Raw genomic sequence first — 12,554 nt, 5'->3', positions numbered from 1 at the left:
GTCAGTCCCGTCAGTCTTCGTCTTCGTCGTCGCCGAAGTTCGCGGGGTCGGCCGGGTCCCAGGACAGGTCCGGCCGGCCCCAGTCGTTGTCCCGCAGCATCCGCTTCGACTCCTTCTTGTACCGCCCGATGAGCCGGTCGAGGTACAGGTAGCCGTCGAGGTGGTCGGTCTCGTGCTGCAGGCACCGCGCGAAGAACCCGGTGCCCTCGACCTCGAACGGCTGCCCGTCCAGGTCTTGCCCCACGCACTTCGCCCAACGGGCGCGTCCGGTCGGGTACGCCTCGCCGGGCACCGACAGGCAGCCTTCGAAGTCGTCGTCCGGGTCCGGCATGGTCTCCGGGACCTCAGAGGTCTCCAGGCGCGGGTTCACGATCACACCGCGGTGCTGCACACCCTCGTCGTCCGGGCAGTCGTACACGAAGACCCGCAGGTCGACACCGATCTGGTTGGCTGCGAGCCCGACTCCGCGAGCGGCTGCCATCGTCTCGAACATGTCGTCGACGAGCGTCTTCAGCTCGGTGTCGAACTCGGTGACCTCACGCGTGGGGTTGTGAAGTACGGGGTCACCAGCGATCACGATGCGGTGCACGGCCATGGTCAGACTTTAAGCCGTCCAAAACTGTCGGTGTCGCGCGGTAGGTTAGAACGATCACGTGATTGAATTGCCCGCACCTGAAGGTGTGGCGACCGTGGGGAGCCAGATGGATCACGCCGAGGCGCTTTCTACCGCTGACGGGCTGACCAGTCGTGAGCGCACCATGCTCGCGTTTGAACGGCAGTGGTGGAAGTACTCGGGGTCCAAGGAACAGGCCATCAGGGAACTGTTCGACATGTCCGCGACCCGCTACTACCAGCTCTTGAACGGCCTGATCGAGTCCGAAGCCGCCCTGGCTGCCGACCCGATGCTGGTCAAGCGCTTGCGGGGCGTCAGGACAGGCCGCCAGCGGGTTCGCGCCCGCGCCAGGAGCACCGAGGACTGATGACCTCCCCCGAGTCCGCAAGCCCGTCGCGCCCGGCCAAGGCCGCCGGGTTCGCCCTCCTCGGCGTCGCCGCCGTGGCCGTCGTGATCGGAGTCGTGAGCCTCTTCGGCGGCTCCGACGACACCCCGCCCTCAGCAGGCGGCACGACCACCACGCCGCCGCCCCAGGAGCAGACCACCTCCGCCTCCGCTTCCACCTCCGGCTCAGCCGAGCAGCCGCCGCAGAGCACCTCCGCTCCCGCGTCGAGCACTGCTCAGCCCTCGGCCACGACACCCCCGCCGGCCGGCACGACAACCGCGCCCGCACCGCCCCCGGTCGCCCAACCGGGTGCCCCGAAGTCCCCGGTGCGCGTCTACAACAACAGCACCATCGCCGGCCTTGCCGCCCGCGCCTCGGACGAGGTGAAGGCGAACGGCTGGCAGGTCGCCGAGACGGGCAACTACTCGGGCGGCACGATCCCGACCACGACCGTGTACTTCCGGCCGGGCACCGACGAGGAAGCCTCGGCCAAGGAACTGGGCACGGTGTTGAAGGCGCGCGTGGAGCCGCGGTTCAACGGCATCGACCACGCGGCGCCCGGCATCATCCTGATCGTGACGAACGACTACCGGGGCCCCTCGGGCAGCAAGTAGGCCAGTCGGCGCCAGGCGTCTGCGGAGAACGCGAGCACGTCACCGCTCGCGTTCTTCGAGTCGCGCACCAGCACGTCGTGGGCCAACGAGACCTCGACGCACTCGCCGTTGGGGTCGCCGTCGCTGTAGCTGCTCTTACGCCAGGTCCGGTCCGAGGTCATGGGCGTCCTTTCGAAGTGCGCTGACGTACTCCATCAGCTTGCGCTTCGATTGTTCCGCATCCAAGGCCGCCTCCTGCAAGCGCCGGAAGAGCCTCCGACTCTGTTCGACAGCGGCGTCGCTCTGGGCGAACACCTTGGCGACACCGGTCTCTGTGTAGGCCAATGGCGCGGCCTTCTCGAACTCGTACAAGGTGCATTTCGTGTGCACGGCCAGCTCTTTGGCCTCCGCGGGCACGATCCTCAGCATGTGGGTGCTGAAGAGCAGCCGCAGGTACTGGTCCTCCCTGGTCCGCACATCGCCCAGCAGGAGCTGCAGCGCGAGTTCGTGCAGGTAGAACATGATCTGCGGAGGACGCGCAGGACGGTCTGACGCTCCATCCTGAGCTGCACGCCCCACTCGATCCCGGCCGTGGCGGCGAGCCCGGTCTCGTCGATCAGAGCACGCGCATAGTTCTCCGTCTGGATGAGTCCGTGCGGCGTGAGGATGTCGTAGGCGGTGATCTTCGTTGCCAGCGCCTCGGTCATCGCGATCGTGCGCAGGTTGTCCGACACCTGCGCGAAGTAGGGGTCGAAGGCGTTGTGGTAGCGACTCCGGAACTCCTGCAGGTACTCCAGATCCTTCCCACACGCCGTCATGATCTGCGCGAGGTCGACGTCGCTCGCCCGCGCCTTCCCGTGCTCGATGTTGGACACCTTGCTCGGGTCCCACCCCAGATGAACGGCGAACTGGCGGCCGGTCATCTTCGACGTGGTCTCACGCAACAGCCGCAGCTCGTCACCCAGGTCTCGGCTGAGCGCGGTGGAAGTGGTCGCAGACATGCCTCTGGACGCTAAGAGTTGCAATTAGTCCATGCCACTGGCTCGTTCGGGTGAAAACGTCAGCGCACTGCCGCGTACGCCGCCAGCCCCGCCAGCTGCACCGGGTCCAGCGACGGCCGCACCACCGACCGCGCCTTCGCGAGGTGAGCCTGCGTCACCTCCGCCGCCTCCAACGACTCCCGCATCGCCGTCAGCGCCGCCTCCCGCACCAACCCGGCACAGTCCGCCGCCGAGTACATGTCGAGCTCCTTCGCCAGCTCGGCGAGGTCCACGTCGCTCGCCAGCGGCGTGTTCTTCGACGCGGCCTTCAAGATCTCCGTGCGCGCGTCCGCGTCCGGCGGCGACACGTACACGAGCCGCTCCAACCGCCCCGGCCGCAGCAACGCGGGGTCGATCAGCTCGGGCCGGTTCGTCGCGCCGATCACCACGACGTCCCGCAACGGCTCGACGCCGTCCAGCTCCGTCAACAGCGCCGCCACCACCCGGTCCGCCACCCCGGCGTCCGACGACTGCCCGCGCCGCGGTGCCAGTGCGTCCACCTCGTCCAGGAAGATCAACGCCGGCGCCGCGTCCGCCGCCCGCCGGAACAGCTCGCGCACGGCCCGTTCCGACTCGCCGACGAACTTGTCCATCAGCTCGGCACCCTTGACCGTGAGCACGTTCAACTGCCCGGACCCGGCCAGCGCCCGCACCAGGAACGTCTTCCCACATCCCGGCGGCCCGTACAGCAACACCCCGCGCGGCGGCTCAACCCCAAGCCGCGCAAAGGAGTCCGGGTACCGCAACGGCCACAGCGCGGCCTCGGTCAACGCCTGCTTGGTCTCCACCATGTCGCCGACGTCGTCCAACGTCAGCCCACCGGTCTGGATGGTGTCCGACGCCGACATCGAGATCGGCCGCACCGTCCCGAGCGCCCCGAGCAGGTCCTCCTGCCCGACCCGCGGCTCTTCGACGTTCCGCTGCCGCAACGCCGCCCGGACCGCCGCCTCCCGCCGCAACGCACACAGGTCAGCCGCCACGAACCCGGGCGTCTTCTCCGCCACCGCCTTGAAGTCCACATCGGACTCCATCGGCACGTCCTTCATGAGCACCCGCAACAGTTCCGTGCGAGTCGCCCCATCAGGCAACGGCAGCGTCAGCTCCCGGTCCACCAGCTCCGGCGCCCGCAACCGCGCGTCCACCGACTCGGCCCGCGCCGACGTGACCACCAACGCCAGGTTCGGCCGCGACACAGCCGTCTTCAAGATCTCCAGCACGACCGTCGCCACCGGCGGCGCCACCGTGGGCAGCAACGAGTCGATGTCCGTGATCAGCAACACCGTCGGCTTCTCCGGCACACCGGCAATGGCGTCCCCGAGCTGCTTGGCCATCGCCCCGGCCTCCAGCACCGCGATGCTCGGCGCCGCCAGTTCCACCACCTCAGCCTCGACGCTGGCCGCCACCGCCCGCACCAGCGTCGCCTTGCCGACACCCTCAGGCCCGCTGACCATCGCCGCCAACCGCGCCTGCGCCCCCAGCCTCGTGAGCAGCTCCGGCTGCCGGAACATCAGCTCCAGCCACTCGGTCAGCGTCCGAGCCTGCTCCTTCTGCCCAACCAGGTTCGCCACGGGCAACGCCTCGTGCTTCTCCTGCACCACCACCGGCGTCACCTCAGCCGCCGGCGCCTGCGCCGACCGCCACCCCACAACACTCGACGGCTGCACCGCCACCGGCCCAGCCGGATCGGTCGACGTGATCGTGATGAGCTCGTTCGTCCACGTCATCCCGATGGCGTTGCTCAACCGCCGCCGCGTCTCCGACACGTTCGCCTCAGGCGGCGGCGCGAGGTCCTGGGGGAGGAGCGAAACGCTGTCCCCGACCGTCAACACCTTGCCCGTCAACGCCATCCGCACGTGCTCAGGCGTCAACGCCGTCGTCGCCAACCGCGACCCGGCCACCGTGATGCTCCGCGCCGGCGCCACCTCGACCGGCGCCACCACGATCTCCGCCCCCTCGACCACCCCGAGGTTCGTGAGCGTCACGTCGTCCACCAGCACCACACCCGGCGGCTGCTCCCCGGCAGCGGCCAACGCAGCACTGACCCTCGCACCGGTCAACTTGACCGCGTCCCAAGCCCGCAACCCGAGCGCGTCGAGGACCTCCCGGTGCAACCGCACCACCCCGCGCCGGGTGTCCAGTGCGGACGGGGACAGACGAGCCGTCAGCGTGATCACGGCACCGACTCTAGTTGCTCCGGCGGCGTCGAACAGCGCATCCAGCCCGCTACCGTTCGGCAGGTGGACCCCCGCCGGCTGAGGTCGATTCTCGATGACCACCCCGAGACCGCTCACCTGCTGGCGGTGTTCGAGTTCGACGTGAGCCGAGGCGCCGACGGGAGCGAGTTCGAGCTGTCCTCGGGCGAGGCGCTGCACACCGTGGCGGGCACCTTCGCGGGCGACACCTACCTCGTCTGTGGTGCGCCGCAGGACGACAGACCGGTCGCCTACGCCACGTCCGAAGGGCAGGCGGGACTCATCGCCCGCAACCTCAAGGAGGCGCTGGAACTGGTCGTGCTGCTGCCCTGCTGGCAGGACTGCCTGACGTTCTCCGGCGACGGCGACCTCGCCGCCATGACCACCGTCGCAGAGCATTCGCTGCGCAAGCTCGCTGCCGAGAACCCGCAACTCGAGGCGCAGCAGAAGCAGGTCGTCGAGGTCCTGTCGCTGGACCACGTGGACACGGCGACCTTGCTGACCCGGCTGCACCACGCCGTCTCCAGCACGTGGCCGGACCACGTCATCTCCGATGAGAATGGTGAGTACGAAAGCTTGTTCGGCGCTTTCACGCCGGATCGCAACCCGGAGGGTGACGGGTGATCGAAACGTTCGCGGGGGCGAATTCCGCGTCACGTCCGTGAGCAACATCGTCGACGACTGCGAGAGCATCGAGCTCGTCGCGGAAGACGGCCCGAACGTGGCGGTCAGCACCAGGGACGACGACCCCTCGAAGGCGCTCTACATCAGCGTGGACGGCGAGGTCCAGGAAGTCGTCCTCCTGCAGATGATCGACTACTCGCGAGCTCGCCTCGGCGCAGCCGGTTGGAAAGACGGAAAGCCCTGCCGGAGCGCACTCCCACAGGGCTTCCCAAACGTCTCAACCAGCGATCAGCGCTTCGGCTGCCGCCTCAACCCCAACTGCCGCCAGGACCGCCGCCTCCCGTTCGGCGAAGCAGAAGGCACCGCTTCGTCAGTCACCACCGGCGTGTCCCGCCGAGGCCGCCGCACCGCCCGCATCGCCGCTCCGGCCACCCGGCCACGCAACGGCTGCCGCAACCCGAGCCGACGAGCCGCCACCCCGTGCGCCCGCCGGATCGCCCGCCGCTCCACACCGGTCACGGTCCAAGCCTCGGGATGCTTCGACAGCCACATGTACCGCCGCACCGAGTACGGCAGGTGCGCCAGGTACACCACCATGGCCACGATCAACGCCACCAACGGGAACGTGATCACCGCAGCCGCCAGCAACGCGATCAGCACCAACGACGGCGCGACGAACCGAGGCGACACCTTCACGGTCTTCACCGACAAAGTGGGAATCCGCGACACCAACAACAACGCGACCACAACGGTCCACACCCCGACCGCGACCGGCGAGTTCCACCAGCCGTCGACCCGGACCTGCTCCTCGATGATCAGGGGCATCAGCAGCAACAACCCACCGGCAGGCGCCGGCACGCCCACGAAGAACTCCTTCGCGAACGGCGGCTGTTCCTTCTCCAGCAACGTGTTGAAGCGGGCCAGGCGCACGACCATGCACACCGCGAAGATCAGCGCGATGACCCAGCCCGCGCGGTTGCCCTCGAACTTCCACAGGTAGATGGCCAGTGCCGGCGCCACCCCGAAGGAGATGGCGTCGGCCAACGAGTCCAGCTCCGCGCCCATCTTCGACGTGGCGTCGAGCATCCGCGCGATGCGGCCGTCCAACCCGTCGAAGACGGCGGCGGCGGCGATGGAGGCGATGGAGGCGCCCCACATGCCCACGTTCGCGAAGTGCACCGCGGACAGGCCGGCGCACATGGCGAGGACCGTGATCGCGTTCGGCAGGAGGCGAACGCCGGGCCCGCTGGGTGCCATCAGGCCTCCGGGAGCTCAGCGAGGACGGTCTCCCCGCCGATGGTGCGCTGGCCGGCCTCGACCAGGACGCGGGAGCCGCGCGGCACGTAGGTGTCGACGCGCGAGCCGAAGCGGATCAGGCCGTAGGTCTGGCCGCGCTCGACCTTCTCGCCGTCGGCCACGTGGCAGACGATGCGGCGGGCGACCAGGCCGGCGATCTGCACGAACACGAGGTCATGGCCCTCGGTCGTGCGCATCCACACCGTGTTGCGCTCGTTCTCCTCGGACGCCTTGTCGAGGTCGGCCGAGAGGAACTTGCCGGGGTGGTACGAGACCTGGACGACCTCGCCGTCGGCCGGGATGCGCTGCACGTGCACGTCGAAGACCGACAGGAACACGCTGACGCGCGTCATCGGCTGGTCGCCGAGGCCCAGTTCCGCGGGCGGCACGGTGTCGACGACGTGCGAGACGGTGCCGTCGGCGGGTGCGATCGCGATGTTCGGGCGGGTCGGTGTGACGCGCTTCGGCTCGCGGAAGAACCAGGCCACCCACGCCGTGAGCACGGCGCCGACGACGCCGAGGCGCTTGTTGAAGCGGCGCAGGACGAACGTGAGAACCGCCGCGCCGGCCACGAACGGGCGTCCGGCCGGGTTCATCGGCGGAACGATGCCGCGCGCGAGTTCGAGGAAGTGGGAGACGGGCTTTTCGCTGCTCATCGTGGTGTGGGGTTCCGTAGCTTCCGTGGATGTCGGGCGCCAACACGCTACGCCAAAGCGCCAAACCGCCCACATGGACTGCCCGAAAAAGCAAGTGGCCGGTAGACCCGTGCATCCCCCGACGAACGCACGGGTCCACCGGCGCCTACTGGCCAGTGTAATCCCCGTCACATGGAGTCAACAACGCCGCCGTGTGAGCGTTCCGTCACAGTCCGTCGACGCCGAGCGCGCGCAGTCGCTCCCGCACCTCGGCCACCCGTGCCGGGTCCCGCACGGCCGGTGCCACGAGATCATCCGGGTACACCGCAGCTCCGTCGGGCAGTCGGAGGGCGAACACCCCGCCCCAGTTGAGTTCCAGCACGGCGCGCCCGGCCGTCACGAGCTGGTCGGCGACCGCGCAGGCGAGGAGTTCCGTCACGTTCTGGTCGGCGACCGCGCAGGCGAGGAGTTCCGTCACGTTCTCCACCGCCGCCTCGTGCACCTGCTCCGCGGTCAGCGACGTGTCCACCGGCCGGCCCGTCAGCCGGTGCAGCTCGGCCCGTTCGAGGCACGCCAGCACGTCGCCGAGCGTCTCGCCGACCTTGCTCACCCGACCGGCGTGCCGCAGCGCGAGTGCGTACCGCCTCAGCAGCGCCGGCCCGGCCAGCGGCGCGAGCTCCTCCACGTGACCGGCGGCCCCTGCACGTCGACCAGCCGGCCACCGCCTCGTAGGGCGTGCCGTCGAGCAGCTCCCACGCGGCCGTTCGTCCACCGCGACCGCGCCCGCCCCGTGCCCGAGCCCAGCGGCCATCGCCGCGACGCGTTCCCACGGCGGGGCTGTCGAACACCGACGTCGGCTCGCGTTCGGCCAGCACCGCCTCCAGCTCGCGCAGCGTGCACCCGCCGCGGGTGGCCCAGGTACGACCGGAACCCCTCCAGCAACGGCGGCGTCCGCCCCGCGGTCACCGCCAGGCCCACGTACCAGTGCAGGTAGTCGCCCAGCCGACGGCCGATCCGCAGCAACGCCCGCCGCGCCGCCTCGACCCCGGCCGCCCGCACCGCCACCTCGTCGGCGAACCGCTCGTGCTCCCGGCTCTCCGACGCCACGACCAGCGTGTACAGCCGCGCCCACCCGTGGAGCAGCCGCATGAAGTCGCCTTGGCACCGCCATACCGGGTGCCGCGCCGTTCCCACACGTTCGCGTTCGGCTCCGGCACCAGCCTGATGTCGTCCGGCGACCTCGTCCCGGCGATCACGGCCAGCTCGTCCACGTGCCGCCACAGCTCCGGGTGCGTCCCGCGCGTCATCGGCACGCCGGTCGGCTCCGGCCGTGCGAAGACCGCCCGCACCACCGCCCACAGCAGCGGGAACGCGATGGCCGCCGCGAAGAACCCCACCCAGCCGCCGCCCTGGAAGTCCCCGATCCGGAACCGCCAGACCGAGACCACCACCAGGAACACCGTCAGCGCCGCGCCGAGCACGAAGAACCCGACCAGCAGCACCAACGCCAGCACAGACCTCACAACCGCCCCCAGAACCGCTCGCTACCGCAGGTGCCTGATGGTGACCTCGTCACCGGCCGCCAGCTCGGTGACGTCCGCCGGCACCTCGATCAGGCAGTTCGACGACGCCAGCGCCGACAGCAGGTGCGACCCCGGCCCCCCGACCGGCGTGACCACCTCACCGGACGACGGGTCGTACGCCCCGCGCCGGAACTGCGTCTTGCCCGCCGGCGACGACAGCGCGGACGACACCCGCGCCCGCGCGGTCAGCCGCTCGACCCGCTGGTGCCCCATCGCCGCCAGCAGCGCCGGCCGCACGAACACCTCGAACGACACCTGCGCGCTCACCGGGTTGCCCGGCAGCGTCAGCACCGGCACGCCCTCGTACCGGCCGGACCCCTGCGGCCCGCCCGGCTGCATCGCGACCTTCGTGAACACCACGTCGTGGCTCGCCAGCGCGTCCTTCACCACCTCGTACGCCCCCGCGCTCACCCCGCCGGACGTCACGATCACGTCCACCGACCCCAGGTACGGCGCCAGCGCCCGGTGGAACGCCTCCACGTCGTCCGGCACGAACTTCAGCTGCACCGCGATGCCGCCCGCGTCGCGCACCGACGAGGCCAGCATCATCCCGTTCGACTCGTAGATCTGCCCCGGCTGCAACGGCCGCCCCGGCTCGACCAGCTCCGACCCCGTCGACAGCACCAGCACCCGCGGCCGCCGCCGCACCGGCAGCTCCGGGATGCCCAGCGCCGAGGCGAGCCCCAGCTGGGCCGGTCGCAGCACCGTGCCCGCGACCAGCACCGGGTCGCCCTTGCGCACGTCGTCGCCCGCGACCCGGATGTTCGTGCCGGGAGCCACGGTGGCGTTCAGCGTCACCTCGGACGTCCCCGCGTCGGTCAGCTCGACCTGGATCACCGCGTCCGCACCGGGAGGCACCGGCGCACCCGTCATGATCCGGTGCACGGTGCCGGGTTCCATCGGCTGAACGTCCACGCGACCGGCCGGGATGTCGTCGGCGACCGGCAGCCGGAGCGGGACGGCGGCCAGGTCGCCCGCGCGGACGGCGTACCCGTCCATCGCGGAGTTGTCGAACGGCGGCAGGGACACGGGCGCGATCACGTCCGCGGCGAGGACCAGCCCGAGGCACTCCTCGAGCGGCAGCTGGAGCACCGGCATCTGCCCCACGAGGGAGATGACGCGCTGGCGGTGTGCGGCGACAGTGGTGGGGGACACGACTGCATACTGCCAATGTCGTAGTGATCGTGACGATCTCTTGGCCCAGTTCGACCCCTGGGGGTGCACAGCGTGCAGGTCCGTACCCGGCACACACCGAACTTCGGCGTGGCGAGACTGGTGCTCGCACCTGCGGAGATGGTGCTGGTGGAGGCCCAGTCGGTGCTCGCCACGAGCTACGGGCTCGCGGTCGAGCAGAAGGGCGGCACCGTCGCGCTCTGCACCGCGGGCGCCGAGGGCGGCTGGGTCGACGTGGCGCCGGTGCTGCCGGGGGAGCTGCACACCGTCGAGCTCGACGGCAAGAACGGCTGGTGCATCTCCCGGCTGGGCTGGCTCGCCTCCGGCAGCGCGGTGCTGGTGAACCCGGACGCGCCGCCGCTCAAAGCCCTCTTCGGCGGCGGAGATGGATTTCTGAACTATGCACATGGGCAGGGAACCATCCTGCTCGGCTGTTCCGGCGCACTCGACCTCGTGACGCTCGGCGAGGGAGAAGCGGTCACCATCGACAGCGACCACGTGCTGGCGTTCGCGGACTCCGTGCAATGCCGACTTCGGGCGTTGCCACCCGAGGGCGGGCAAAACATTCGCTCTGGTGAGGGCTTGGTGTTCGACTTCGCCGGTCCGGGTGCCGTGCTCACCCAGACGCGCGGGCCCCGCCGGCTCGCCACCTGGTTGCGCGCCAACGGAGTCAGCTCGCGTTCATGACTCCGTAAGGAGGTATCCGAGTGACTTTTCTTCTTTTAGCGTTGCGTTCTGCTCTTTGCGTGGTCTGAAGGAGGACGCCTTGGCTCTCGGTACCGTCAAGTGGTTCAACTCCGAAAAGGGATACGGCTTCATCGCAACCGACGGCGGGCCCGACGTGTTCGTGCACTACTCGGCGATCCAGATGGAAGGCTTCCGGACGCTCTCCGAAGGCGACCGCGTGGAGTTCGAGGTGCAGGCAGGCCGGGACGGGCGCAGCCAGGCGTCGGACGTGCGCAAGGCCTAGTGACTCCGGCACCGGCCCTGGTCACTCTTTGAGCAACCCCGAGCAGCCCGATCTCGGCGGGCGTTAGGCTGCCTCGCGTGTCGGAGGACCTGAGCGGGCGGCGGATCGCGCACTACCGGATCGACGGTGTGCTGGGTCGTGGTGGCATGAGCGTGACGTACAAGGCCACGGACGTGAGACTCGGCCGGAAGGTCGCGCTCAAGGTCATCGGTGAGCACCTCGCGCCCGACGCCGAGTTCCGCGAGCGGTTCGTCGACGAGGCGCGCAACACCTCCGCCATCGACCACGCGAACATCGTGCCGCTGTACGACTTCGACGAGGTCGACGGCCTGCTCTACATCGCGATGCGGCTGGTCGACGGCCAGGACCTCGCGGGCCACATCAAGGAGGGGCCGCTCACCCCTGCCCGCACGCTGACGCTGCTGGCCCAGGTCGCCGAGGCGCTCGACATGCTGCACGGCAAGGGCCTCGTGCACCTCGACGTGAAGCCGGCGAACGTGCTGGTGACCACGAAGGAGGGCGTGCGCGAGCACGTCTACGTCGCCGACTTCGGCCTCACCCGCCGCGGCGCCACCGGCCACCGCACCCGAACGGGTGATTTCCTCGGTTCGCCGACCTACGCGGCGCCGGAGCACCTGCGCGGCGAGCCGGTCGACGGCCGCACCGACCAGTACGCGCTGGCCTGCATGTTGTTCGCGTGCCTGTCCGGCCGCCCGCCGTTCCAGGGCGGTGTGCAGGAGGTCATCCAGGGCCACCTCGGCCAGACCGTGCCCCCGCTCTCGCAGCTCGTCGCGCTGCCGCCCGCCATCGACGACGTCATCCGCCGCGGCACCTCGAAGGACCCGGCCCAGCGCTTCGGCAGCTGCGCCGAGCTGGTCGCCGCCCGCGTCGCTCTCGCCGGAGTCGCGCAGGGCTCGAGTCCCGCTCAGGTCGGGCCGCACTCCGGCTCGTTCCCCGCGCAGTCCGTGCACGCCGCGCAGATGTCCGGACCGGTGTCCGGCCCCACGCCGGTGCAGCAGGGCGCCTACCAGGGCGGGTACCAGCAGCATCTGTCCGACCCGGTCCGGCTGCGCCCGCCGAACCAGGTGGGCGCGAGCGCGTTCCACAGCAGCTCGAAGGAACGTCCGGCCTGGCTGGCGCCGGTGATCGCGGCCGCCGTGGCGATCGTGGCGATCGTCATCGTGGTGATCATCCTGTCGCCCGGCGACGAACCCGCACGTCAGCCGAAGACGAACTCCTCGCCCACGCTGAACGTCGGCGAGGACCCCACCTCGCGCAAGCCGCTGCCGACCTCTGTGCCGGTGCGCACGTCACGCTGAGGTTCACGCCCGGGTTCACCCCGGGTCGCTTGCACTCGCCGTGCCCGAGTGCTAAACACGTCTTAGCACTCGGCTCTGTCGAGTGCCAAAGATGTGAGGCTGGGAAGGTGAGGCCCCCTCGTGGGGTCGTC

The 12,554-nt window shown here is 70.0% G+C and carries 14 protein-coding genes and 1 pseudogene; 6 read left to right on the top strand and 9 right to left on the bottom strand.

The features are described 5' to 3' along the window. Positions 1-10: 10 nt before the first annotated feature. The gene (locus tag BBK82_RS11920) at positions 11-595 is read right to left on the bottom strand and encodes a peptide deformylase (protein WP_065915067.1); all 585 of its coding nucleotides are present in this window, start codon (positions 593-595) and stop codon (positions 11-13) included. A gap of 106 nt (positions 596-701) precedes the next feature. Between BBK82_RS11920 and BBK82_RS11915 the strand changes: the two genes are divergently transcribed. Further along, positions 702-980 (top strand): DUF3263 domain-containing protein, encoded by a 279-nt coding sequence (locus tag BBK82_RS11915; protein WP_065920998.1) that lies wholly within the window; start codon positions 702-704, stop codon positions 978-980. Beyond that, positions 980-1,612: a LytR C-terminal domain-containing protein gene (locus BBK82_RS11910; protein ID WP_065915066.1), complete on the top strand. Its 633-nt coding sequence runs from the start codon at positions 980-982 to the stop codon at positions 1,610-1,612. Before BBK82_RS11915 ends, BBK82_RS11910 begins: the two co-directional genes overlap by 1 nt. Here the strand turns inward: BBK82_RS11910 and BBK82_RS11905 are convergent. From BBK82_RS11905 to BBK82_RS11890, 3 genes and pseudogenes are all read right to left on the bottom strand, one after another. Continuing rightward, positions 1,585-1,773: a DUF397 domain-containing protein gene (locus BBK82_RS11905; RefSeq protein ID WP_065915065.1), complete on the bottom strand. Its 189-nt coding sequence runs from the start codon at positions 1,771-1,773 to the stop codon at positions 1,585-1,587. The genes BBK82_RS11910 and BBK82_RS11905 overlap by 28 nt on opposite strands. After that, positions 1,748-2,514 (bottom strand): annotated as a pseudogene (locus tag BBK82_RS53995) (Scr1 family TA system antitoxin-like transcriptional regulator). Before BBK82_RS53995 ends, BBK82_RS11905 begins: the two are co-directional and overlap by 26 nt. A 137-nt stretch (positions 2,515-2,651) precedes the next feature. Further along, on the bottom strand, positions 2,652-4,805 hold the full coding sequence (locus BBK82_RS11890) for an AAA family ATPase (RefSeq protein ID WP_065915062.1): 2,154 nt from the start codon (positions 4,803-4,805) through the stop codon (positions 2,652-2,654). A 63-nt stretch (positions 4,806-4,868) separates the two neighbouring features. Here BBK82_RS11890 and BBK82_RS53990 point away from each other — a divergent pair, with 63 nt between their 5' ends. Continuing rightward, positions 4,869-5,447, top strand: a complete 579-nt coding sequence (locus tag BBK82_RS53990) for a hypothetical protein (protein ID WP_065915061.1) — start codon at positions 4,869-4,871, stop codon at positions 5,445-5,447. Between the two features lie 288 nt (positions 5,448-5,735). On the opposite strand, the gene pssA is transcribed toward BBK82_RS53990, so the two are convergent. The 5 genes from pssA to moeA all read right to left on the bottom strand — a co-directional run bounded on the left by pssA (position 5,736) and on the right by moeA (position 10,059). Next, positions 5,736-6,704: a CDP-diacylglycerol--serine O-phosphatidyltransferase gene (pssA, locus tag BBK82_RS11880; protein WP_154697260.1), complete on the bottom strand. Its 969-nt coding sequence runs from the start codon at positions 6,702-6,704 to the stop codon at positions 5,736-5,738. Continuing rightward, positions 6,704-7,399, bottom strand: coding sequence for a phosphatidylserine decarboxylase (locus tag BBK82_RS11875; protein ID WP_065915059.1), 696 nt, complete (start codon positions 7,397-7,399; stop codon positions 6,704-6,706). The genes pssA and BBK82_RS11875 overlap by 1 nt, the downstream gene beginning before the upstream one ends. Positions 7,400-7,604: 205 nt before the next feature. Beyond that, positions 7,605-8,063 carry a hypothetical protein gene (locus BBK82_RS11870; protein ID WP_065915058.1) on the bottom strand — a complete coding sequence of 153 codons (459 nt, stop codon included), beginning with the start codon at positions 8,061-8,063 and terminating at the stop codon, positions 7,605-7,607. Positions 8,064-8,340: 277 nt separating this feature from the next. Next, a complete protein-coding gene (locus BBK82_RS11865) occupies positions 8,341-8,901 on the bottom strand; it encodes a M48 family metalloprotease (RefSeq protein WP_154697259.1) in 561 nt (186 codons plus the stop codon). Between the two features lie 21 nt (positions 8,902-8,922). Next, positions 8,923-10,059, bottom strand: coding sequence for a molybdopterin molybdotransferase MoeA (gene moeA / locus BBK82_RS11860; RefSeq protein ID WP_065920997.1), 1,137 nt, complete (start codon positions 10,057-10,059; stop codon positions 8,923-8,925). Between the two features lie 129 nt (positions 10,060-10,188). On the opposite strand from moeA, the gene BBK82_RS11855 reads away from it, so the two are divergent. The 3 genes from BBK82_RS11855 (at position 10,189) to BBK82_RS11845 (ending at position 12,423) form a co-directional block, all read left to right on the top strand. Beyond that, positions 10,189-10,821: an AIM24 family protein gene (locus tag BBK82_RS11855; protein ID WP_065920996.1), complete on the top strand. Its 633-nt coding sequence runs from the start codon at positions 10,189-10,191 to the stop codon at positions 10,819-10,821. Positions 10,822-10,900: 79 nt separating this feature from the next. Continuing rightward, positions 10,901-11,104 carry a cold-shock protein gene (locus BBK82_RS11850; protein WP_065915056.1) on the top strand — a complete coding sequence of 68 codons (204 nt, stop codon included), beginning with the start codon at positions 10,901-10,903 and terminating at the stop codon, positions 11,102-11,104. A 77-nt stretch (positions 11,105-11,181) separates the two neighbouring features. Continuing rightward, a complete protein-coding gene (locus BBK82_RS11845; RefSeq protein ID WP_065915055.1) occupies positions 11,182-12,423 on the top strand; it encodes a serine/threonine-protein kinase in 1,242 nt (413 codons plus the stop codon). Positions 12,424-12,554 lie beyond the last annotated feature (131 nt).

Source organism: Lentzea guizhouensis, assembly GCF_001701025.1.
In the GTDB taxonomy this organism is placed as follows: domain Bacteria; phylum Actinomycetota; class Actinomycetes; order Mycobacteriales; family Pseudonocardiaceae; genus Lentzea; species Lentzea guizhouensis.
The sequence above is the reverse complement of the archived record's forward strand: the minus strand, read 5'-3'. Positions and strand labels throughout refer to the sequence as shown.